General features: G+C 67.8%; 16 protein-coding genes, 1 tRNA gene, 1 pseudogene and 1 CRISPR repeat array. Of the genes and pseudogenes, 8 read left to right on the forward strand and 10 right to left on the reverse strand.

Translation table 11 applies throughout. The features are described from left to right. The first annotated feature begins 32 nt into the window (after positions 1-32). The gene (gene cas2, locus HNR60_RS00720) at positions 33-323 is read left to right on the forward strand and encodes a CRISPR-associated endonuclease Cas2 (RefSeq protein WP_184253202.1); all 291 of its coding nucleotides are present in this window, start codon (positions 33-35) and stop codon (positions 321-323) included. Positions 324-556: 233 nt separating this feature from the next. Then, positions 557-3627: a CRISPR direct-repeat array (repeat unit 32 nt; unit sequence GTCGCTCCCCGTGCGGGAGCGCGGATAGAAAC). Positions 3628-3651: 24 nt separating this feature from the next. Here the strand turns inward: cas2 and HNR60_RS24430 are convergent. From HNR60_RS24430 to HNR60_RS00745, 6 genes and pseudogenes are all read right to left on the reverse strand, one after another. Continuing rightward, a complete protein-coding gene (locus tag HNR60_RS24430; RefSeq protein WP_430694856.1) occupies positions 3652-4089 on the reverse strand; it encodes a tyrosine-type recombinase/integrase in 438 nt (145 codons plus the stop codon). A gap of 184 nt (positions 4090-4273) precedes the next feature. Beyond that, positions 4274-4516, reverse strand: a pseudogene (locus tag HNR60_RS24435) (Arm DNA-binding domain-containing protein); the annotation flags it as partial. A 139-nt stretch (positions 4517-4655) separates the two neighbouring features. Then, a tRNA-Thr gene (locus HNR60_RS00730) sits at positions 4656-4731 on the reverse strand. Positions 4732-4929: 198 nt separating this feature from the next. Then, entirely contained in the window at positions 4930-6615 is a 1686-nt protein-coding gene (locus tag HNR60_RS00735) for a heme biosynthesis protein HemY (protein WP_184253204.1), read from the reverse strand. Between the two features lie 7 nt (positions 6616-6622). Further along, entirely contained in the window at positions 6623-8026 is a 1404-nt protein-coding gene (locus HNR60_RS00740) for a COG4223 family protein (RefSeq protein WP_184253206.1), read from the reverse strand. Positions 8027-8082: 56 nt separating this feature from the next. Next, positions 8083-8829: a uroporphyrinogen-III synthase gene (locus HNR60_RS00745; RefSeq protein WP_184253208.1), complete on the reverse strand. Its 747-nt coding sequence runs from the start codon at positions 8827-8829 to the stop codon at positions 8083-8085. 124 nt (positions 8830-8953) lie between these two features. On the opposite strand from HNR60_RS00745, the gene tsaD reads away from it, so the two are divergent. The 5 genes from tsaD to HNR60_RS00770 all read left to right on the forward strand — a co-directional run bounded on the left by tsaD (position 8954) and on the right by HNR60_RS00770 (position 14363). Further along, positions 8954-10099 (forward strand): tRNA (adenosine(37)-N6)-threonylcarbamoyltransferase complex transferase subunit TsaD, encoded by a 1146-nt coding sequence (gene tsaD / locus HNR60_RS00750; protein WP_430694849.1) that lies wholly within the window; start codon positions 8954-8956, stop codon positions 10097-10099. Positions 10100-10370: 271 nt separating this feature from the next. Continuing rightward, positions 10371-11360: an NAD(P)H-dependent glycerol-3-phosphate dehydrogenase gene (locus HNR60_RS00755; protein WP_184253212.1), complete on the forward strand. Its 990-nt coding sequence runs from the start codon at positions 10371-10373 to the stop codon at positions 11358-11360. A 4-nt stretch (positions 11361-11364) separates the two neighbouring features. After that, positions 11365-11778: an EVE domain-containing protein gene (locus tag HNR60_RS00760; RefSeq protein ID WP_184253214.1), complete on the forward strand. Its 414-nt coding sequence runs from the start codon at positions 11365-11367 to the stop codon at positions 11776-11778. Between the two features lie 210 nt (positions 11779-11988). Beyond that, entirely contained in the window at positions 11989-12660 is a 672-nt protein-coding gene (locus tag HNR60_RS00765) for a class I SAM-dependent methyltransferase (protein ID WP_184253217.1), read from the forward strand. 134 nt (positions 12661-12794) lie between these two features. After that, entirely contained in the window at positions 12795-14363 is a 1569-nt protein-coding gene (locus HNR60_RS00770; protein WP_184253219.1) for a peroxidase family protein, read from the forward strand. 62 nt (positions 14364-14425) lie between these two features. On the opposite strand, the gene HNR60_RS00775 is transcribed toward HNR60_RS00770, so the two are convergent. Next, entirely contained in the window at positions 14426-15520 is a 1095-nt protein-coding gene (locus HNR60_RS00775) for a DNA topoisomerase IB (protein ID WP_184253221.1), read from the reverse strand. 494 nt (positions 15521-16014) lie between these two features. On the opposite strand from HNR60_RS00775, the gene acs reads away from it, so the two are divergent. Continuing rightward, positions 16015-17958, forward strand: a complete 1944-nt coding sequence (acs, locus tag HNR60_RS00780) for an acetate--CoA ligase (protein WP_184253223.1) — start codon at positions 16015-16017, stop codon at positions 17956-17958. A gap of 585 nt (positions 17959-18543) precedes the next feature. Further along, positions 18544-19059, forward strand: a complete 516-nt coding sequence (locus HNR60_RS00785) for a L,D-transpeptidase (protein WP_184253225.1) — start codon at positions 18544-18546, stop codon at positions 19057-19059. 242 nt (positions 19060-19301) lie between these two features. On the opposite strand, the gene HNR60_RS00790 is transcribed toward HNR60_RS00785, so the two are convergent. The 3 genes from HNR60_RS00790 to HNR60_RS00800 all read right to left on the reverse strand — a co-directional run bounded on the left by HNR60_RS00790 (position 19302) and on the right by HNR60_RS00800 (position 22193). Continuing rightward, entirely contained in the window at positions 19302-21209 is a 1908-nt protein-coding gene (locus HNR60_RS00790) for an OmpA family protein (protein WP_184253227.1), read from the reverse strand. 238 nt (positions 21210-21447) lie between these two features. Continuing rightward, positions 21448-21705, reverse strand: coding sequence for a hypothetical protein (locus HNR60_RS00795; RefSeq protein WP_184253229.1), 258 nt, complete (start codon positions 21703-21705; stop codon positions 21448-21450). Further along, positions 21705-22193: a pyridoxamine 5'-phosphate oxidase family protein gene (locus HNR60_RS00800; protein WP_184253651.1), complete on the reverse strand. Its 489-nt coding sequence runs from the start codon at positions 22191-22193 to the stop codon at positions 21705-21707. The genes HNR60_RS00795 and HNR60_RS00800 overlap by 1 nt, the downstream gene beginning before the upstream one ends. Between the last annotated feature and the right edge of the window lie 231 nt (positions 22194-22424).

Consider the following 22424-nt stretch of genomic DNA (forward strand, 5'->3'; position numbering starts at 1 on the left):
GGGGGCGCGGACGAAACCGATCGGAGGCGATGATGCTCGTTCTCGTGACCTATGATGTCAGCACGGTCGAAGCGGGCGGGCCGGCGCGCTTGCGTCGTGTCGCTAAAGCCTGTCGTAACTATGGTCAGCGCGTGCAGTTTTCCGTGTTCGAGATCGAGGTTGATCCGGCCCAATGGGCCACTCTGAAGGCGAAGCTCGAGCGCTTGATCAAGCCGGAGCACGACAGTCTGCGTTATTATTATCTCGGCGCGAATTGGCAGCGTCGGGTGGAACATGTGGGGGCGAAACCGGCAACCGATCTGGCCGGGCCGCTCATTGTCTGAGCGTTGGCTGTCTGAGCGTTGGCTGTCTGAGCGTTCGGGCTCGCCGAGCCCGTGCGCGCGAACCTCAAGCATGACCCGATTCGTCGGGGGCTTCGCGCGGGCGGGAGCTGTTTGAAATCGTTTAGTTATCGGCAGGCCGCCGCCGATCAACGTCGATACTCGGTCGTTCGAGCTTCTCCATTCGCGCGTCCCGGCCAATTTCATTTGAAGACAGAAGAGCCTAGGAATAAGCCGTCGCTCCCCGTGCGGGAGCGCGGATAGAAACGGACGATCTGGCCCGGTTGCCGGCCTTGATGGCTGTCGCTCCCCGTGCGGGAGCGCGGATAGAAACCGCGACATCCAGCTCGACGCCGAAGCGCTTTCCGGTCGCTCCCCGTGCGGGAGCGCGGATAGAAACATCAATCCGGTTGCTGCCAGGCATCTGGCCGCCTGGTCGCTCCCCGTGCGGGAGCGCGGATAGAAACGTTGTATCCGTGGCAATCTCACCGCTGATCGCCCGTCGCTCCCCGTGCGGGAGCGCGGATAGAAACCTGGTGGTAGGCACCGGCCGCGGCGCCAACCGCTAGTCGCTCCCCGTGCGGGAGCGCGGATAGAAACCGCCTTCGGTTCCGGCTTCGCTTCGTTGTCAAGTCGCTCCCCGTGCGGGAGCGCGGATAGAAACAATGACTGCTGTCTGGGGTGTGGCAGCGGCGTGCGAGTCGCTCCCCGTGCGGGAGCGCGGATAGAAACAGCGACGCATAGGGAATCCACACGCCGCGGTTGGGTCGCTCCCCGTGCGGGAGCGCGGATAGAAACCTCTCTCCGTTACTAACCAGATCGCCGAAATGAGTCGCTCCCCGTGCGGGAGCGCGGATAGAAACCAGAACCCCGGCGTCACGCTGTAAGGACTGCACCGGTCGCTCCCCGTGCGGGAGCGCGGATAGAAACCCAGCAACGTCCGGATGGGATGGCGTCGGAGCAGGTCGCTCCCCGTGCGGGAGCGCGGATAGAAACAGTCCGGCTGCTTCCAGCCAGTCGTTGATTCTCGTCGCTCCCCGTGCGGGAGCGCGGATAGAAACGCCGCGGGCTTATCGCCGCCCAGCGAGACCCGCAGTCGCTCCCCGTGCGGGAGCGCGGATAGAAACTCCTCCGAGGTGGCCAGCGCGGCCGTCATCGGCAGTCGCTCCCCGTGCGGGAGCGCGGATAGAAACGCCCTCAACCCGGCGAACAAGTCGATCGTGATCGTCGCTCCCCGTGCGGGAGCGCGGATAGAAACTTGCCGGGCTCGCCGATGGTGATGCAGTTGCCGAGGTCGCTCCCCGTGCGGGAGCGCGGATAGAAACGGCTGCGTGGACGCACGACGCGGCCCCGAACACGGTCGCTCCCCGTGCGGGAGCGCGGATAGAAACCCAGACGCGATCGACCCCATGCGCCGAGACTATCGTCGCTCCCCGTGCGGGAGCGCGGATAGAAACAGGCAAGTCGAGGCGGCGCGTAAGGCTGACGCTAGTCGCTCCCCGTGCGGGAGCGCGGATAGAAACACCGCAGCGGCCATCAACGAAGATTGGATCCCTGGTCGCTCCCCGTGCGGGAGCGCGGATAGAAACCGAGAACGACGCATTCGAGCGTAACGAAGCTGCGCGTCGCTCCCCGTGCGGGAGCGCGGATAGAAACGTCGAGCCGGGCGCCGGTCTTGACGGCCGCCTCGTCGCTCCCCGTGCGGGAGCGCGGATAGAAACGCCATGCAGCTGATAACTGCCGTCGAGACGAAACGTCGCTCCCCGTGCGGGAGCGCGGATAGAAACGGTTAGCAAAGGCAACAAGGCTAACTAACCGCTGCGTCGCTCCCCGTGCGGGAGCGCGGATAGAAACGTGGTCTGCCGGCCGGCGAGCGCTGCGGCCCGGGGGTCGCTCCCCGTGCGGGAGCGCGGATAGAAACTTGTTCCACGGGTCGCCCTGCGCGATCGAGCGGGTCGCTCCCCGTGCGGGAGCGCGGATAGAAACGCGCCCGATGCAGGATATCGGGCGGTAGCCACGAGTCGCTCCCCGTGCGGGAGCGCGGATAGAAACCGGTGGTTACGGCCGAGCTGTTCACCAGGCCAGTCGTCGCTCCCCGTGCGGGAGCGCGGATAGAAACAAGGAGGCCTGCAAGGCGGCTGGGATCGATAAAGTCGCTCCCCGTGCGGGAGCGCGGATAGAAACATCCGACGACGCCAGCGATCCATGCAGTCCGTCGGTCGCTCCCCGTGCGGGAGCGCGGATAGAAACTGGTCGATCTATGGCACCGACGCCGTGTTGACCGTCACTCCCCGTGCGGGAGCGCGGATAGAAACGTCCATGACGTAATCGAGCGCCTGTCGGTCGGTGGTCGCTCCCCGTGCGGGAGCGCGGATAGAAACTCGGCCCGCTGCATCGACGCGTGGTGGGCATCTGGTCGCTCCCCGTGCGGGAGCGCGGATAGAAACTCACCGGCCCGGCGCGCCCCGGCGTCGCGCCCCTGTCGCTCCCCGTGCGGGAGCGCGGATAGAAACCTTGAAGGCGCGCTGGCGGTCCGGGTGCCATTGCGTCGCTCCCCGTGCGGGAGCGCGGATAGAAACGTTGCGGCGCCGGAGGGCGACGGCCAATTCTCGAGTCGCTCCCCGTGCGGGAGCGCGGATAGAAACATCTTCGAGAACGGCAAGCCGCGCTTCGAGCAGGGTCGCTCCCCGTGCGGGAGCGCGGATAGAAACGACGTCCAGGTCGATGGCGGGGCAACCAGCTTCACGTCGCTCCCCGTGCGGGAGCGCGGATAGAAACGCAACGTCGGTCACGATGCCATCGATCTTGAGAGTCGCTCCCCGTGCGGGAGCGCGGATAGAAACCACCGAAGTCGCTGACGTTCATTCCGGCCAAGCTGTCGCTCCCCCCGTGCGGGAGCGCGGATAGAAACAGATTGCCGATTGATGCATTGGCGCCGCGACTCGTCGCTCCCCGTGCGGGAGCGCGGATAGAAACCAGCTCAACCGAAGCAAAAACCCCGGCAGGCCGGTCGCTCCCCGTGCGGGAGCGCGGATAGAAACTTCCTGGAGGCAGCGGAATGACACAAGCAATCGAGTCGCTCCCCGTGCGGGAGCGCGGATAGAAACATGGCTTCCGAGGCGGCGTTGAACAGGATGCGCGCGTCGCTCCCCGTGCGGGAGCGCGGATAGAAACGTCGATAGCGAAGATCAAAAGCGCCTTGGCTGAGCGTCGCTCCCCGTGCGGGAGCGCGGATAGAAACCCTATTCGCCGCAAACCGGCGTCAACTTCGTCGGGTCGCTCCCCGTACGGGAGCGCGGATAGAAACGCCTACAAGCTCGCCCGCGTCACCCTATCGCGGCGGCACCTTTATGCGGCTTTCGGGGATGGTCCATATCTTCGTTTGGAGGTCGAATTCCGACCGTTCCGCGGCACGCAACTCGCCGGGTCGCGGGAACAGGAATGCCATGAGCTTCAGAGCGGCGCGCGTCGTCGGTTGTCCATCAAAACTGTCAATTGCACGCAGCAGCGCACCGAACGCCTGACGCTCCGTGATGGCCGCTCGCGGCGTTACAGTTGGACTCGTAAGCGCGCCCCGAAGGGAAAAAGTGGGATCGTTCTCCGCTCGCGCCGTTGCAATGGCATAGCGGAAGACGCACCCGATGGTGCTTCGGAGACGGCGAGCACTTTCGAGCCGACCCCGGACTTCGACCTTGCGACGAACCGTCAAAATCTGCCGCGGTGATTTCAGCAATGGGACGCTGACCGAGCATCGGGCGCGCGATGCCAAGGAGCCATTTGGTCTTCTCGATGGTGCGCTCCGAGCGGCCCTCTCGGGTTTGCTTATCAGTGTATTCGTCAGCGAGAAGCGCGAATGTGTTCGCCGCTACCGCCTGCCGCGCCAGCTTGTCGAGCCGATGTTTGACGCCGGGGTCGGCTCCAGCCGCCAAAACTCTCTTCGCATCATCTCGCTTCTCCCGCGCGTCCAGAAGGGAGACCTGCGGGTAGATCTCCAACGCGAGGGACTTCTGTTTGCCGGCGAATCGGCATGCGAGACGCCACAACCGACCGCCGGTCGGCTGCACCAGCAGATAGAGACCACCGCCGTCGCTGAGCTTGGACGGAGAAGGCCCCCTTGGACGGAGAAGGCCCCGGTTTAGCGTTGCTGCAGTGAGCGTCGGTAAGGGGCATGTGTTGGTATCGCCCTTGTTGGCCATCGCCGCGGACCAACAGAAAGACCAACAAATCCGGCGAATGCAGGGCAACGGCGACGACCGGCCATGTCCTGAAAATCGTTTATTGCCAATGCCTTATGCGACGACGGCGGATAATGGCGAACGCGGGCGCAGATGAAGATGGTGCCGCAAGAGGGATTCGAACCCCCGACCCCGTCATTACGAATGACGTGCTCTACCAGCTGAGCTATTGCGGCATATCAAGCAGTTAGCCTGATCTCAGAGCGTCGGACAGCGGCCGGGACGACGACGTCACGGCAGCGAAGCGGCGCGAGCCGCCGCTTCATAGCCGGAAAGCGCGCCGTGGTCAAAACCATGCGGGCGTATTCGACCGAATATCAAGGCTCATCCTAAAGTCACGATCCGACCGTGCGGAGACGCACGCCGGCGTCCGCTCAGTTGTCGCGGCGCGGCCGATAGCCCCGCCAATTGCCGCCCTGGCTGGCCGCCGGACTGGCTTTGTCGTCGAAATCGCCGTCGGCGGCCTCGTCGTCGTCGATCCCCGGATCGTCAGGGGCGCGGACGATCGGGATCACCGGGGCGGCGGTGGAACGCTGCGGCCGATGGAACAGCGGCGCCGAGGATGATTCGGTCGGGCCGACCACCGGCGCCTCGGCGGCGGGCTTGCCCTCCATCACCACCTCGACCGGCGCAGCCGGCTTCTCCGGCTTGGTCGACTCGGGCTTCGCGGAATCCGGCTCGGCCGGCTCCGGGGTCACGTCCGTCACTTCCTCGGACGGCGATTCGATCAGCGTCTCGTCGAACAGATCTGATTCCAGCACCACCGCCTTGTTGGTCGGCAATTCGGCGAGCGGCGTGGTCCACTGGAACGCGTCGAGCCGGCCGGTGACCGGCGACACCGGCCGCCAGCGATCGGAGACGCAGCCGTCGGCGGTCCACACCGGATCGCGCAGCGCCCGCACCGCACGCAGCGTCCAGGCCCGCGCGCTGCGCGCGTCCTTGCGCTCGGTGTGCTCGAGCTCCGCCATCAGCATGGCGACGCGCTGGGTCGGCGCGTCGACGAACGGCGTCAGCGCGCCGCGGGCGCGGTTGAAGTCGCCGGCGTCGATCGCCGCGCGGGCCACCGCCAGCGCGCCTTCGATATGACCGGAGGCTTTCGCGGCCAACAATTCGACGCGCTGCAGCCGCACCTGGGGGCTGTCGCCGGGCTTGATGTGCGCATAGGCCTCGGCGAGATCCGGATGCGGATGCGCCAGCCACGCGGTCTCGATGGTCTTCATGGCGCGGCGGATCTGATGCGCCTCGCTGAGATATTTGGCGGCCAGCACCGCGGCCGGCACCAACGTCGGCGCCAGCTTCACCGCCTCCAGTGCGCTGTCGCGCGACAGGTTGACGTCGGTTTCCTCGAATTCGATCGCCCGCGCCGTCAGCAGCACGCCGCGCAGCCGGCGATAGGTCTTCTTGTCGATCAGCCCCGAGGTCAGGTTGTTCTCGAGGATTTCCAGCGCGCCGGACCAGTCGTTGCGGGCGCAGCGGAAGCCCAGCACCGCCTGCGAGGCCCAGCCGGAAGACGGCGACAGCCGCAGCGCCTCTTCGGCGATGGTCAGCGCCGCATAGGGGTCTTCGGCGCGTTGCGCCTCGATGAACAGGCCGCGCATGCCGAGCGACTTGGTGTCGTCGCGCCCGGCCATCGCCAGGAAGGCGCGCTTGGCGCCGTCGCGGTCGCCGTCGAGCTGGGCGGATTGCGCCTGCAGCAGCAGCGCCAAGGGATCCTGCGGCGCGTGCCGCTTGGCGGCATTGGCGTGGGCGCGGGCGATCGCGGCATCGCCATGGCCGACCGCGAGCAGTCCCTGGGTGATGGCGCGGCGGGCACGGGCCTCGCGGCGCGCGCGACGGCTGCGGCGCAGCCGGCCGGGTGAGCGCAACACGCCAGCGAGGATCGTCCAACCGAGGGCGACCGCGACGATGGCGGAGAGCAGCGCCAGCGCGGCCACCGCCAGCGTCATCTCGGCCTGCCAGCCGCGCCAGGACAGCACAACATTGCCCGGCTGCTCGGCAAGCCAACCGGCTCCCGCCGCCGCCGCGGCAATCACGACAAGAAACAGAATGATACGGAGCATCGGAATCCTATGGTGATTTTTTCGGGAGCGCCGCCATCGCGGCGGCAGCGAACTGACGGGAGACGGCGAGAGCGGCGTCGCGCGCGGCGACCTTGTCGAGCCAGGGCTGCGCCGGCGCGCGGTCCGCCGGCTCGAGCAGATTGAGTTCGCGCACCGCTTCGGCAAGATCGTTGCGTTGCGCGGCGACCGCGATGCGCGCGACGATGGCGCCGCGGTCCTTGGCGACGGCGGCGTCGGGCCGCTGGATCCGGACCAGGCGGTCGGCGCCGGCCTGCAGCCGCTCGATAATGCTGGCGGAGGAATCCGGGCCGCTCGGGCTGGGCGCGAGCTTCGGCAGCAGCGCGACCAGTTCGCGGCTGAGCACGGTGATGCTCGGCACGCCGGTCGATGCGAAGGCGTCGAGCGGCTTCAGCGTCGCGGCGTCGGGAGAAAGCGGTTTGGCGACGGTGAGCACGCCGGCATAGGGCTCGCCCTGCCGCACCGAAACGTCGAGCAGCATCGCCGCCACCACCCGGCGCAGCGCGGTGTCGTCGGGGGCGGCCGGCAGCGCCACCGGCGTCTTGGCGGCGCGCTCCAACTTGTCGAGGCGCTCGTCGAGCGGCGCGAGATCGACGGTGGGCGCCGGCGTCTTGGCCGCCTGTTCGAGCTGGCTGAGCCGCTCGGTAAGCGGGCCGAGATCGACCGCGGCTGGTGGCTCGCCGGTGGCCGCGGCGGGCGCGGTGCCGTCGGTCGGCGCGGTTTTCAGCGCGTTCACGGCGGCTGACAGTTGCGCGGATTGGGTCCGCGTGGCGGCGAGGTCGTCGCGCAGCGCGGCGAGCGATTTTTCCACCGTGTCGATCCGGGGAGCCAGCGTCGGATCGGCGGGCGATGCCGACGCGGTCGGCGGCGCCGCAGCGCTCGACAACGCCGCAACCTTGGATTCCACGCCGGCGACTCGCGCCGTCAAAGCATCGAGCGCGGCATTGTCGGCCTGCGCGGCCACGGGGGCAGCCGGCGGCGGGGTCAGATTGGGGCCGAGCGCGAACCAGGCGGCGCCGACCACGATCGCGGCGGCCACCGCGCCGGTCAGCGCCGGCGCAACCAGCGAGGGCGAGCGCGGCGCAGCTTCGGACGCCGCGGAGGCGGTGCTCGCCGCAGCGACGGGCTCATTGTCCACGGCCTCGGCCGACTGCGGCGCGGCCTCGGACGAAGCCGCGTCCGGCGCGGCGGCATCGGCCGACGCGACCTCGCCGCTCGACTGCGAGACGGCCTGCAAGGCGAGATCCGGATCGATCGGCGGCGCCGCCTGCTCGGCGGCGGTCTCGGCATCGGTGGCGGGCGCCGGATTCTGCGGCCGCGACGCCTCCGACGCGGTCCGATGTTCGTTCGCGTCCGTCGCCGGGCGATTGTCGTGGGGCCTGACCTTGACCATCGTCACCTTCCTCATCACGTCGCGGCCGAATCCGTGTCGATTCGGCGTCTCTTCCTTTACCGTGCCGGCGGGCTCAGCGCACGATCCAGCACGTCGAACAACGCCGCCTCATCCGGGCTGCGGGCTTCCATCACCCGGGTCGCCCCGGCCTCGCGCACCACGCCGGCAACCGCCGCGGACAGACAGCATTGCGGCACTGCCAGCGCCGAAATCTCGATCCCCGCGGTGCGCGCCGCATCCAGAAACGAGCGTACACTGCGCCCCGAATAATGCAGCACGGCCTCGATCCGGTTGGCGGCAAAAGCCTCACACACCGCATCGGGAAGATCGTGCACTGGTACCATTTTATAGGCGGTCTGTGTGGCGATATTGAAACCCAGCGCGCGCAACTCGCCGGCGAGATCGCGCGCCACCTCGGCGCCCGACAGATACAGCAGGGCGTCGGCCTTTTGCAGCTGTTTGGCGCGGGCGCTTTCGACGATCTTGTCGCGCAGCGCACTGGCGTCACCGTCGGCGACGATGACGTTGCGAAAGCCGCTGTCGCGTGCGCTCTGCGCGGTGCGCGCGCCGACCGCGAACAGCGGCAGATCGAGCAATCGGGCAATCGCGGTCTGGCCGGCGACGGCGCGCAGCGCATTGGCGCTGGTGACGATCACCGCGCCATAGCGCGCCTGCGGATCGTCCTTCACCGCCACCGCCTCGAACCGCAGCATCGGCGCCAGCAGCACCTCGAAGCCCTTGGCCCGCAACGCCGCGGCGGTGGCTTCATTGTCGGGCTGCGGGCGGGTGACGAGCAGAGCCACGCTCAGATCTCCGCGTGCGAAGGCATCACTGCACAGCGATAGCCTGGCCGGAGTGCGGGCGCTGCGGCCACGGCTGCTCCAGCGGGGGATAGCAAACCAGACGATTGCATACACAGACCCCGCAATGCTACGCCGGGCAAGGAAAACGCCGGATTGGCGGCAAACGCAAGGGCTCAATTTGGCTACCGATACAGCGTCTCTGGTGCTGGGGATCGAGACCACTTGCGACGAAACCGCGGCCGCCGTGGTCGAACGCCGCAGCGATGGCAGCGGCCGCATCCTGTCCAACATCGTCCATTCGCAGATCGAGGATCACGCGCCGTTCGGCGGCGTGGTGCCGGAGATCGCCGCGCGCGCCCATGTCGACCTGCTCGACGGCATCGTCGCGCGGGCGATGCAGCAGGCCGCCGTCAATTTCAAGAATCTGTCCGGCGTCGCCGCCGCCGCCGGCCCCGGACTGATCGGCGGCGTGATCGTCGGGCTGACCACCGCGAAGGCGATCGCGCTGGTGCACAATACGCCGCTGATCGCGGTCAACCATCTAGAAGCCCACGCGCTAACGCCGCGGCTGACCGACGCGCTGGCGTTTCCCTACTGCCTGTTTCTCGCCTCTGGCGGCCACACCCAGATCGTCGCGGTGCTCGGCGTCGGCAACTACGTCCGCCTCGGCACCACGGTCGACGACGCGATGGGCGAGGCCTTCGACAAGGTCGCCAAGATGCTCGGCCTGCCCTATCCGGGCGGGCCGCAGGTCGAGCGCGCCGCAGCCAGTGGCGACGCCGAGCGCTTCGCGTTTCCGCGGCCGATGCTGGGCCGCCCCGACGCCAATTTTTCGCTGTCCGGCCTGAAGACCGCGGTGCGCAACGAGGCAAGCCGGCTGTCGCCGCTGGAGCCGCAGGACATCAACGACCTGTGCGCCGGCTTCCAGGCCGCCGCGTTGGAATCCACCGCCGACCGGCTGCATGTCGGCCTGCGGATTTTTCGCGAGCGGTTCGGCGCGCCACATGCGCTGGTCGCCGCCGGCGGCGTCGCCGCCAATCAGGCGATCCGCGGCGCGTTGCAGCAGGTCGCCACCGCGGCCGGCACTCAATTCATGATCCCGCCGCCGGCGCTATGCACCGACAATGGCGCGATGATCGCCTGGGCCGGCGCCGAGCGGCTGGCGCTGGGGCTTGTCGACAGCCTCGAATTCGCGCCGCGGGCGCGCTGGCTGCTCGACGCCAACGTCACCACGCCGGCAAAATTCGCCAACACCCGCGCGGGCTTCTAGAGATTTTCGATGGACGCCATCGCGCAGCGAGCACGGCTTCACCTCTCCCCGCTCTGCGCGGGGAGAGGTCGATCGGCGGCGCGAAGCGACGCCGGTCGGGTGAGGGGCGAGGCACTGCGCTCAACCCGTCCGCGGCATGCGCGGGTCTGCATCAGCCCCTCACCCCACCCCTCTCCCCGCAAGAGCGGGGCGAGGGAGCAGGCTGCCGCCACGGCAAAGTCCGCACCCACAATTCATGCAATTCACGCAGTCGATTCCATGAGGCCTTTCCATGCTGTCCTATAATTCCGTAGCGGTGCTCGGCGGCGGCGCCTGGGGCACCGCGCTGGCGCAGACCTGCGCTCGCGCCGGCCGTAACGTCGTGCTGTGGGAGCACGATGCCGGTAACGCCCAGCAGCTCGAGAGCCAGCGCGAGAGCCTGTATCTGCCGGGCGTCACGCTGGAATCCTCGATCCAGGTGACCCGCGATCTGCACGACGCCGCAAAGGCGCAGGCGATCCTGCTGGTGGTGCCGGCGCAGGTGCTGCGCCAGGTGGTCACATCATTGGCGCCGCTGATCGCCGACCGCACGCCGCTGGTGGCCTGCGCCAAGGGCATCGAACACGGCAGTCACAAATTCATGACCGAGATCATCGCCGAGGCGGCGCCGAACGCGACCCCGGCAATCCTGTCCGGCCCGAGCTTCGCCGCCGACGTGGCGCGCGGGCTGCCGACCGCGGTGACCATCGCGGCGACCGACGCCGGCATCGCGCAGGCTTTGGCGCTGGCGATGAACTCCGGCACGTTCCGGCCGTATCATTCGACCGACGTGCGCGGCGTCGAACTCGGCGGCGCCACCAAAAACGTGCTGGCGATCGCCGCCGGCATCGTCGAAGGCCGCAAGCTCGGCGCTTCGGCGCTGGCGGCGATGACCACGCGCGGCTTCGCCGAGCTGGTGCGGTTCGGCAAAGCCTGCGGCGCCCGGACCGAAACCATGATGGGGCTGTCCGGGCTCGGCGACCTGATCCTGACCTGCGGCACCTCGCAGTCGCGCAATTTCTCGTTCGGCGTGGCGCTGGGCCGTGGCGAGAGCGCCGCGGAGGCCTCGCACGGCAAGCTCGCCGAAGGCGCCTTCACCGCGCCGGTGCTCTTGGAAATGGCGCGGCTGAACAATGTCGAGATGCCGATCTCGGCCGCGGTCGCAGCCATCCTCGCCGGACAACTCAGCGTCGACGCGGCGATCGAGGGACTGCTGACGCGGCCGCTGAAAGCCGAGGAATAGGCGGATGGCGTACTGGCTGGTGAAGTCGGAGCCATCGACCTGGTCGTGGGAGCAGCAGCTGGCGAAGGGCGCCAAGGGCGAAGCCTGGACCGGCGTGCGCAACCACAGCGCCAAACTACACATGATGAAGATGAAGAAGGGCGACCGCGCCTTCTACTATCACTCCAACGAAGGCAAGGAGATCGTCGGCATCGCCGAGATCATCCGCGAAGCCTATCCGGACCCGACCGACGAGAGCGGCAAATTCGTCTGCGTCGACATCAAGGCGCTGCAGCCGTTGAAGACTCCGGTGACGCTGGTGGCGATCAAGGCGGAGAAGTCGCTGTCCGAAATGGCGCTGCTGAAACAGTCGCGGCTGTCGGTGCAGCCGGTGACCGCGGACGAATGGAAGATCGTCTGCAAGATGGGCGGGGTGTGAGGCGACGGACCTCGTCACCTTTGACGTCGTCCGCCGCGAAAGCGGCGGACCCAGTATTCCAGAGCGCCTGCGTGTGACCGCTGACTCTCTGGAATACTGGATCGCCCGATCAAGTCGGGCGACGGCGCGGGAGCATGCGGACGCGCCACGCCGCCGCACCAATCCGCGAACCCCATGGACATCGCCGCGGGATCCGCGCAAGACCCGGCGATGAGCTCCTCCGCGATCGCCGATCCGAGTGCCTTTATCGAGGCCAATACGCGGCTGCGGCCGGTGCCGCTGGTGCCGGAGGTGATGCTGCATGTCGCCGACGAGGCGCTGCCGCTGTGGAGCAAGACCGAGGAAGAGTTGGGCGAGGTCGGGCTGCCGCCGCCGTTCTGGGCGTTCGCCTGGGCCGGCGGGCAAGCGCTGGCGCGCTATCTGCTCGATCATCCCGAAACCGTCGCCGGGCGCGAGGTGATCGATTTCGCCTCCGGCTCGGGACTGGTGGCGATTGCGGCGATGAAGGCCGGGGCGCGACGCGTCACCGCGTTCGACATCGACGGCTTCGCCCGCGAGGCGATCGCCATCAATGCGCGGGCCAATGGCGTGACGATCGCGATCAGCAGCGAAGATCTGCTCGCCGCGCCGCAGTCCGCGCCGGCGCAGACCGTGCTGGCCGGCGACATTTTCTATCAGAGCGACATCGCCGCGCTGGCTTTCGGGTTTCTGCAGGGCCATGCGGCGCGCGGCGCCACCGTGCTGATCGGCGATCCCGGACGCGCTTACTTGCCGAAGGATCGGCTCGCGCAGCTCGCCAGCTACAACGTGCCGGTGACCCGCGACCTCGAGGACGCCGAGATCAAGGCCACCGGAGTGTGGACGTTGAAGGACGGACGCTAGCGGCAGCGTCATGCACCGACGAACCGCTGAAACGCAGCTGCAACGCGACGAGAATTTCCGGTGAACCAAACCGGGGGGTGTGTCGACCTTTAGGATAGCTGTTTTTCGCCACCAATCATTTCAGGAGGACGTCCATGACGACCGTCACTCTGAGGCCGGGCCACGGCACCGCCGGCCGGCACCCCACCCGCCTGTTTCTCGACTCACTATCCGGCAACGACGATCCCGGCATGTTCGGACGGATGTTTCCGCGACTCAATCCGCTCGCCGCCGACGACGCTCCGCTGAAGGAACTCGCCGCCGCGATGGTCGATGCGGCGCCCGGCGATCCCGCCGGCAACAACGACAAGGTGCCGGCGGGCTTCACTTATTTCGGGCAATTCGTCGACCACGACATCACCCTCGATCTGACCTCGATCGGCGACAAGGAGGAAGATCCCGACGCCACCGAAAACTTCCGCACCCCGGCGCTCGATCTGGATTCGATCTATGGCCTCGGTCCTGACGGCAGCCGTCAGCTCTATGCCCGCAACGCCGGCGACGGCAACAGCGGCAAGACGCCGGGACCGAAGTTCCTGATCGGCCGAACCATCAGCGTCGGACCCGGCGCCATTCCCGGCGAGCCTCGCAACGATCTGCCGCGCAGTCCGGAAGGCTTCGCGCTGATCGGCGACCACCGCAACGACGAGAACCTGGTGGTCGCGCAGACCCACGTCGCGTTCCTGAAATTTCACAACAAGGTTTGCGATACGCTGTCCGGCGGCGGCATGCCGGCGGAGACCGTGTTCAAGGAAGCGCGCCGCATCGTCACCTGGCACTATCAATGGCTGGTGCTGCACGACTTCGTCGAGCGGATCACCGAACCGGGCATCGTCGCCAGGATCCTCGACCAGGGACGGCAATTCTATCGGTTCAAGAAATTCCCCTTTATCCCGATCGAATTCTCCGCCGCCGCCTATCGCTTCGGCCACAGCATGGTGCGCGAAGCCTACAGCCACAACAAGGTCTTCACCTTCGGATCGACGCCGCCCGCGGTGACGCCGGCGACGCTCGGTCTGTTGTTTCAATTCACCGGACTATCCGGCGGCATCGTCGGCGAGTTGGCGCCCAATCCGCCGACGCCGCCGACGCCAATTCCGGTGTTGTCCAACAACTGGATCATCGACTGGCGGCGCTATTATGATTTCCGGCCGGGCTCGGCCAATCCGGCCAACGTGCCGCTCAACCTGTCGCGCAAGATCGATCCGTTCCTGGTGCAGACATTGCATCAACTGCCGGGCGGCGGCGGCGACCTCGCCTTCCGCAATCTGCGGCGCGGCGTGATGCTCGGACTGCCGTCGGGCCAGGACGTCGCGGCGGCGATGCATATCGCCAATCCGCTATCGCCCGACGAAATCGCCAGCGGACCGGACGGCGCGATCGCCAAGAAGCACAATCTGCATACCCGCACGCCGCTGTGGTACTACATCCTTAAAGAAGCGCAGGTGCGCGGCCACGGCTTGCGGCTGGGTCCGGTCGGTACCACGATCGTCGCCGAAGTCCTCGTCGGTTTGATCCACGGCGATCACGACTCGTTCCTGTGGATCAAGGGCAAGGACTGGAAGCCGGAGCTGCCGTCCGCGGTGAAGAGCACGTTCACCATGGCCGATCTCTTGCGTTTTGTCGGCGACATCAGTCCGCTGGACGGCGTCACGACGGCGTAGAAAACCTTGTGGCAAACCGAAGGCAGCCGTCACGCGGGGCTGCCTTCGGCAAAACCGACCCGTCAGCCCGCGGCGGCGACCACCTGGACCAGCAACTGCTCGCGCTTCGACTGCGAACGGGTGCCTTTCATGGTCGCGGCGAAGCGCTCCAGGATGCCGTCCTCGAACGCGGTGACGATGGTGTCGTGGACGTAGCTCTTGCGGCAGATCGCAGGCGTATTGGACAATTCATCGGCGGCGGCGCGCACGGCTTCGAGCACCTGCTTGCGGCGGCCGCGCTGGCTGGTGGCGGGCGTGATACGGGACAATGATTCCAGCACCACCGCCGACGCCATCAGGGTGCGAAAGTCCTTCAACGAAATCTTGATGCCGGCGATCTCGCGCAGGAAGCCATTGACCTGCGCGGTGGATACCAGGCGAATGGTGCCGGCGTCGTCGCGGTACTGGAACATCCGCTTGCCCGGCAGCGTGCGCAGGATGCCGAGCGCACGGACCAGCTTGGAGGCGTCGCATTCCTTGCGCACCGCCTTGCCGCCCTTGGCCTTGAAGCTCAGCACCACGCAATCGTCGTCGATCGCCACGTTGGACTTCAGCAGCGTGGTGGCGCCGCGGGTGCCGTTGAGCCGGGCGTAGGATTCGTTGCCGGGCCGGATCGCGGTGCGGGCGATCAGCTCGATCACCGTGGCGAGCGCGAAGTCCCTGGTCGGCTCGGAGCCGGCCAGCTGCTGCGACACCGCGCGGCGGATCTTCGGCAGCGCGCCGACCAGCGTGGCGAGGCGGTGCGCCTTGCGGGTCTCGCGGACCTTCTCCCAGTCCGAGTGGTAGCGGTATTGCAGCCGCCCGGCGGCGTCGCGGCCGACCGCCTGCAGATGCGAGGTCGGATCGGCGGCGTAGCGCACCTCCACATAGGCCGGCGGCATCGCCATCGCGTTGAGCCGCTTGATGGTGCCGCTGTGCCGCACCTTGGTGCCGTCGGCGCGGATGAAGGCATAGCCCTTGCCGCGCTTGATGCGGCGGATGGTCAGCTCGTCCTGCACGCCGAGCGTGAGGCCGAGATCGGTCGCCAGCGCCTCGACGGTCAGCCCGGCGGCGCCCGGCAGCTCGGTTGCCGACTCCGCCGAAGATCCGGGCCGCTCAAAATTCTGCTGATCCATCATGGTGTTGTACACCTCACCGGAGCCTGTCGCGGTAGTGCGGCGGCCGCCCGATTGGTTCCGAAGGGCGCCGGGGCCGCAGCGCATCTGGCGACGCGGCCCGCCGGACGCCATGCGGCAGGCTGCCAGAGACAGTTTCTGGTTACCGTTTTGGCTGCAAAGCCCGATCACGACGCCGGCATGTCGGCCTCCGCAACGGCATCGTGATCGCCGCGGCGCGACCGGCGGCCGCAGGGCGACGCCGCGATGACCGCCGACAAAGGCCAAAAGTCCAATGCATCCCCGCTTGTCGCCGCCCGGGGCGGCGACGCATAATCCTGCAACAAGAAAAGCCGACCGTGGAGCGATCGAATCACTCTTCGCCGGCGACGCTAATCCCTGGAAGGCTGCGCCCGTTTGCAGGGGCGGTTTGCGGGGATGTGCCGCCGCGGCGTGATTTCGACGTGAGGCACTGACGGCAATGCGCGGCAAACGCCGCTTTTGGGGTGGAGGAACGAATGTCCGAGAAGATCTACGACGTGTCCCCGGAATGGGCCAGCCGAGCCTTCATCGACGACGCGAAATACCAGGACATGTACGCCCGCTCGGTGAGCGATCCGAACGGGTTCTGGGGCGAGCAGGCGCAGCGGATCGGCTGGATCAAGCCGTTCACCAAGGTGGAGAACACCTCGTTCGCGCCCGGCCACATCTCGATCAAATGGTTCGAGGATGGCGTGCTCAACGTCGCCTGGAATTGCATCGATCGGCATCTGCCCGATCGCGCCGAGCAGACCGCGATCATCTGGGAGGGCGACGATCCGTCGGACTCCCGCAAGATCAGCTATCGCGAGCTGCACGACGAGGTCTGCAAATTCGCCAACATCCTGCGCAGCCGCAACGTCCAGAAGGGCGACCGCGTCACCATCTATCTGCCGATGATCCCGGAGGCCGCGTTTGCGATGCTGGCCTGCGCGCGGATCGGCGCGATCCATTCGGTGGTGTTCGCCGGGTTCTCGCCGGATTCGCTGGCGCAGCGCATCACCGACTGTCAGTCGAAGATCGTGATCACCGCCGACGAAGGCCTGCGCGGCGGCCGCAAGGTGCCGCTGAAGGCCAATGTCGACGCCGCCTTGAAGAAGTGCGAGGGCGTCGACTGGGTGGTGGTGGTGAAGCGCACCGGCGCCGACGTGTTCATGGATGACGTGCGCGACTTCTGGTACGCCGAGGCCGCCGAGATGGTGACCACCGACTGCCCGTGCGAGCCGATGCACGCCGAAGACCCGCTGTTCATCCTCTATACGTCCGGCTCCACCGGCCAGCCCAAGGGCGTGCTGCACACCTCCGGCGGCTATCTGGTGTTCGCCGCGATGACGCATCAATACGTGTTCGATTATCACGACGGCGACATCTACTGGTGCACCGCCGACGTCGGCTGGGTCACCGGCCACAGCTACATCCTCTACGGGCCGCTGGCCAACGGCGCCACCACGCTGATGTTCGAAGGCGTGCCGAACTACCCGACCAATTCCCGGTTCTGGGAGGTGATCGACAAGCACAAGGTCAACATCTTCTACACCGCGCCGACCGCGATCCGCGCTCTTATGCAGGGCGGCGACGAGCCGGTGAAGAAGACCTCGCGCAAGAGCCTGCGGCTATTGGGCTCGGTCGGCGAGCCGATCAATCCGGAAGCCTGGGAATGGTATCACCGCGTGGTCGGCGAGGACCGCTGCCCGATCGTCGATACCTGGTGGCAGACCGAGACCGGCGGCATCCTGATCACGCCGCTGCCGGGCGCAACCAAGTTGAAGCCGGGCTCGGCGACGCGGCCGTTCTTCGGCGTAGTGCCGCAGATCCTCGACGCCGACGCCAACGTGCTGGAAGGCGAATGCCAGGGCAATCTGTGCCTGGCGCGGTCCTGGCCCGGGCAGATGCGCACCGTCTATGGCGATCACGCCCGCTTCGAGCAGACCTACTTCTCGGCCTATCCGGGCAAGTACTTCACCGGCGACGGCTGCCGCCGCGACGCCGACGGCTACTACTGGATCACCGGGCGGGTCGACGACGTCATCAACGTCTCCGGCCACCGCATGGGCACCGCCGAGGTGGAATCCTCGCTGGTCGCGCACGCCAAGGTCTCGGAGGCCGCGGTGGTCGGCTATCCGCACGACATCAAGGGCCAGGGCATCTACGCCTACGTCACGCTGATGGACGGCACCGAGCCGACCGAGGAGCTGCGTAAGGAGCTGGTGGCCTGGGTGCGCAAGGACATCGGCCCGATCGCCTCGCCGGATCTGATCCAGTTCGCCCCCAGCCTGCCGAAGACCCGCTCCGGCAAGATCATGCGCCGCATCTTACGCAAGATCGCCGAGGACGAACCCTCGACGCTCGGCGACACCTCGACGCTGGCCGATCCGGCGGTGGTCGAGGACCTGGTCGAGCATCGGCAGAACAAGCGGGTGTGAGGCGGCGGAGCTGATCAGTGCCGGTTGGGGCCTTTTGACCGACCCGGCGGCTGAAAGGTTTGCGCCGACTGCAATGTCGAGCTGATCGGAGCGGTGCGGCATACGTCCCCTCGCCCCGCTTGCGGGGAGAGGGTGGCGTGACAAGCGAAGCTTGGCGCGCCGGGTGGGGGGGCGCCGCGTTATGTCGAGGCGCCCCCTCACCCGACCCGGCCTCGCTCACGCTCCGCCGGGTCGACCTCTCCCCGCACGCGGGGAGAGGTGAAGTCAGTGCTCGCAGCGAGGGCAATTTCGAGACACCACGCCAGAGGCTGGCAGATGTCACTCGCCCTTCAAGAAAATTTGTGAGCGCAACCTTCACCGCCGGACGAATTCCCGACAGGTGTTGTTTTCCAGCCATTTACTTTGTCGGCGGGATTTCCTTTTTTGGGCGGCGCAAATGCGGCGAGGCCGCCCGGCGCGCATGATTTGGTTACGCCCAGCGGACGATACTACCGAGTGCAGGATAGGCGAAGCTGGCCCACGAGAGGCCGGACGTAATTGCATTCAACCCGCTGCGGTTGCGGCGACATTGGATTGGAGACAACGATGAATTTGAGAATCAGCTTGGCCATTGCGGCCGTGGTCGGTGTGGGGCTGTTGAGCGCGCCGCGAGCCGAAGCCCGCCCGGACGTGGTGGCCTATCAGGGCGACTACTCACCCGGCACGATCGTAGTGAAGACCAACGAGCGTAAGCTGTATCTCATTCTCGACGAGCGAACCGCGGTGCGCTACCCGGTCGGCGTCGCCAAGGCCGGCAAGCAATGGGCCGGCGCCACCAAGATCGACGGCAAGTATCGCGAGCCGGCCTGGGCGCCCCCCGCCGACGTCAAGCGCGACAATCCCAACATCCCGGACGTGATCCCGGGCGGCTCGCCCGCCAACCCGATGGGCGTTGCGGCGATGACGCTGGCCGGCGGCGAATACGCCATCCACGGCACCAACCGCCCGGCCTCGATCGGCGGCTTCGTCTCCTACGGCTGCGTGCGGATGTACAACGAGGACATCAGCGACCTGTTTCAGCGAGTGCCGGTCGGCACACAGGTGGTGGTCACCGCGCGCTGAGCCTCGACATTTCGGCAATCCATTGAGAGAGAGCCGCGCCCCGTGCGCGGCTCAGACTGATTACAAACCCCTCGTGTTTCGGAGACACCGAGAAACGAGGGGTTTTGATTCTGAATTGTTCGCCGCGTGATTCCGAAACGTTCCGTGAATCTGTCCTCAGGGGGCACACCTCCGAGGTTTGTCAGCGGTCTGAAGCCCCGCGCGAGCGGGGCTTCTTGTTGTCGAAGGGCGGTCCGTGCCCGTTAGCGCGGCGTGGTGCCCGGAGGCGGCGGCGGCAACGACGCGGTGCCGCCGTTCAGCAGCGGCGTGATGCGTCGGATGGTGACGCGGCGGTTCTGGCGTTCCGGCCCCTGGGTCGGCACCTTCAGATACTGCTCGCCATAGCCCTGCGAGGTGAGGTTTTCCGCCGGCACCCCGAACTGCTGGGTCAGCAGCTGCGCGGCGGATTCGGCGCGGCGATCCGACAGCGACAGATTGTCGGTGTCGTTGCCGACCGCGTCGGTGTGGCCCTCGATCAAGAACACCTCGCGCGGGTTGCGGGCGATCGACTTGTTCAAGCCGTCGGCGATCACCTGCAGCTTCGAGGCCTGGTCCGGCGGGATGTCCCACGAGCCCAGTTCGAAGGTGATGGTGTCGAGATCGATGCTCGGCATCCGCTGCCGCACGCCGGCGCTGTAGCGGATCTCGTCGAGCGAGTAGCGTCGCTCGATCCGCTCCACCGGCGGGGCGTCCAGGGTTTCGTAGATCAGCTCCGGCGAGGCGTCTTCATAATCGACGATGTAGCGGTTCTGCGGAATCCGCAGCACCGGCGGCGGCAGATCGACGTAGAAGCTGCCGCGGTCGCGCGGGTCGCGATACGAGTTGTCGATGATGATGATCTCGCGGCCTTCGCGGTCGCGGCGGATCCGCCGCAGCAACTGGCCGTCGCGGCCGTTGACGGTGATGATCTCCGAGCCGTCGGGACGGATCACGGTGGTGCGGTTTTCATCGCCGACCTGCTGCACCCGGATGTCGCGCGCGCCGTAGCGGAAGCGATCGACCTCGTTGTGCCGGATGAACGACTGCCCGCTCGGATCGCGGACGATGACGCGGCCGGGCTCGGTGATCACGGTCCGGCCGCCTTCCTGCACCTCGCGGCGCTGGTTGCGGAAGTCGAGCATGTTGCGCGGTCCCGGCGCTGCCGCGCCCGGCGCGATCGGGGCCAGAGCCTGCGGCGGCGGCGGCGGCTGCGGGATCGGGGCGGTCACGGTCGGCGGCGGAGGCGGCACGCCGGCGCCGCGCTGCGGGGCACCCGGAGCATTGGGCGCGCCGGCGGGAGCGGGCGCGCCGGCGGGCGGCGGGGCCGCTCCAACGCCCGGAGCGGGCGGGGTTGCGGGCGTCGCAGCAGCAGGCGTGCCGGGCGCAGCGGGGGCCGCGGCGCCTGGAGCGCCGGGAGCCGGAGCAGCAGTACCAGGAGCACCAGCGCCCGGGGCGCCGAAGCCGCGACGTTCCATGCCCTGACGTTCACCGGGACCGGCGCCGGGGGCGGAGCGTTGTGCAGGAGACCCGGCCGGCGGCGTGGCTGCGGGCGGCGTGGCGGCGGCGGGAGGAGCAGCCGCGGGCGGCGCAGGCTGAGCCGGCGCGGCCGGACGTTGCGGCGCAGTGGCGGCAGGCGGCGGGGTCGGGGCTTTCGGAGCCGCGGCCGGCGGCGGCGCCATGCGACGCGGCGCTTCAGGGGATTCGGCGGCGGGCGGCGCGGGCCGCGCCGGCGGCTCAGCGCGCGGCGGGGCGGCCGGAGGCGGCGCGGGCCGCGCCGGCGGTTCGGCACGGGGTTCGGGGCGCGCAGGCGCGGCAGCCGGCGGCGCGGCCGGGCGAGCCGGCGGCTCGGCGCGGGCCGGCGGTTCGGCACGCGGCGCCGCGGCGGGCGGCGGGGCGGCGCGAGGCGGAGCGGCGCCGGGGCCAGCACCGCCCGGGCCACCGGGATGCGGCTGCGCCGCGCCGGGCGGACCCTTGGGCGGCTGTTTCGGAGCCGGCTTACCGTCGGGACCGGGCTCGGCAGCAGGAGCCTGCGCGAAAACCTGCGGCGAGGTTTGCGCGTGCGACGGCATGGCTGCGAATTGGCCCAGCGTCAGGGCGGTGGTGGCAAGCAGCGCGACGCGAAGTCTGATCATAGGGAGGGGTCCTCGAAAAGGTACTCGAAAAAGGTGCTCGAAAAGGCACTTGGGCAGCCGAGACGACTCTGTGCCGAGCAAATCGGCGGAGCAGATCAACGGTTAGCGGTGGGGCCGGAATGTGGCGATGGGTGAGGCAGCCGCAGATTATATATTCGGCAGCGGTGCCGCCGTGCCCGGCACTATTCATGAGGCGTTCAGACCAGGCGCGGTCACCGCCCGATCCGACCGCCTCGAACTACATGGTTGCGGGATTCGGCGTGGTCGGGCCGTCCGGTCCGCGGGTCGGAAGTTCTTCCGGCTGTTGACCGGGAAGCTCTTCGGGCGGCGCCGGTTCGCCGGGATCGCGCATCGGCGGCGGCACGTCCGGCATCGGATTGCCGGGCGGCGATTCGAACGGCGGCTCGGTCGGCGTACCGGGCGTGCTCGGCGGAATTTCCGGCGGCGGCTCGTCGATCGGACCGGGGTTCGGGACTTCCTGCGGTTCGGGCGCCATCAGATCGCGACCTTGCGGTTGTCGCCGAGATCCGGTCGGCCGCCGGTCACCGCGGCGACCGCCATCTTGACGTAGCTGACGAGCGTGCCGGGCGAATCCCAATATTCGGCTTCCTGCGGCGTCACCTTGAGCACGCGGATGTTGGGATCTTCGGCGCTGTCCCACCAGGCCTTGGCGGAGGTGGTGAACAGTTCGCGGATCTTGGCGCGGTCGTTCGACACCACGGCGGAGCCGACCACCGAGACGTATTTCTGGCCGCCGGTATCGGCGAAAGCGAGATTGACGTGATGATCGCGCGCGATCTCCTCGTCCTTGTGGCGCCGCGCGTCGGTGAGGAAGTAGATGGTGTTGTTCTCCGGCTCGACATAGGCCGCCATCGGCCGCGAGCGGATCTTGTCGCCGTCCTTGGTCGCCAGCATGGCGAAGGTGATCTTCTTCATCATGTCCCAGGCGTGGGTCACGTCGCCGGAATTGGACTCGGCCGCCATCATGCGATCTCCCTTGAGGTTCGCTCGATAACGGGGTGGGCGCGGCGATGTTCCCGACTGCGGCGAACGAGCGGGGGCCCAACGCGTGCACGGCTTCACCTCTCCCCGCTTGCGGGGAGAGGTCGACCCGGCGAAGCGTCAGCGAAGCCGGGTCGGGTGAGGGGGCGCTCCGGCATAACGCGGCGGGGGGGCCCACCGCCCCCCCCCCACCCCAGCGGGGGAACACACACA

This window comes from Rhodopseudomonas rhenobacensis (assembly GCF_014203125.1).
Lineage (GTDB): Bacteria > Pseudomonadota > Alphaproteobacteria > Rhizobiales > Xanthobacteraceae > Rhodopseudomonas_A > Rhodopseudomonas_A rhenobacensis.

Bases quoted from the DNA above. Each gene is read 5' to 3' on its own strand.
- HNR60_RS00790 (WP_184253227.1), bottom strand. From the start codon at position 21,209: ATGATCAGACTTCGCGTCGCGCTGCTTGCCACCACCGCCCTGACGCTG.
- HNR60_RS00740 (WP_184253206.1), bottom strand. From the start codon at position 8,026: ATGGTCAAGGTCAGGCCCCACGACAATCGCCCGGCGACGGACGCGAAC.
- HNR60_RS00800 (WP_184253651.1), bottom strand. From the start codon at position 22,193: ATGGCGGCCGAGTCCAATTCCGGCGACGTGACCCACGCCTGGGACATG.
- cas2 (WP_184253202.1), top strand. From the start codon at position 33: ATGCTCGTTCTCGTGACCTATGATGTCAGCACGGTCGAAGCGGGCGGG.
- tsaD (WP_430694849.1), top strand. From the start codon at position 8,954: ATGCTACGCCGGGCAAGGAAAACGCCGGATTGGCGGCAAACGCAAGGG.
- acs (WP_184253223.1), top strand. From the start codon at position 16,015: ATGTCCGAGAAGATCTACGACGTGTCCCCGGAATGGGCCAGCCGAGCC.
- HNR60_RS00755 (WP_184253212.1), top strand. From the start codon at position 10,371: ATGCTGTCCTATAATTCCGTAGCGGTGCTCGGCGGCGGCGCCTGGGGC.
- HNR60_RS00770 (WP_184253219.1), top strand. From the start codon at position 12,795: ATGACGACCGTCACTCTGAGGCCGGGCCACGGCACCGCCGGCCGGCAC.
- HNR60_RS00785 (WP_184253225.1), top strand. From the start codon at position 18,544: ATGAATTTGAGAATCAGCTTGGCCATTGCGGCCGTGGTCGGTGTGGGG.
- HNR60_RS00795 (WP_184253229.1), bottom strand. From the start codon at position 21,705: ATGGCGCCCGAACCGCAGGAAGTCCCGAACCCCGGTCCGATCGACGAG.
- HNR60_RS00760 (WP_184253214.1), top strand. From the start codon at position 11,365: ATGGCGTACTGGCTGGTGAAGTCGGAGCCATCGACCTGGTCGTGGGAG.
- HNR60_RS00765 (WP_184253217.1), top strand. From the start codon at position 11,989: ATGAGCTCCTCCGCGATCGCCGATCCGAGTGCCTTTATCGAGGCCAAT.
- HNR60_RS00735 (WP_184253204.1), bottom strand. From the start codon at position 6,615: ATGCTCCGTATCATTCTGTTTCTTGTCGTGATTGCCGCGGCGGCGGCG.
- HNR60_RS00775 (WP_184253221.1), bottom strand. From the start codon at position 15,520: ATGATGGATCAGCAGAATTTTGAGCGGCCCGGATCTTCGGCGGAGTCG.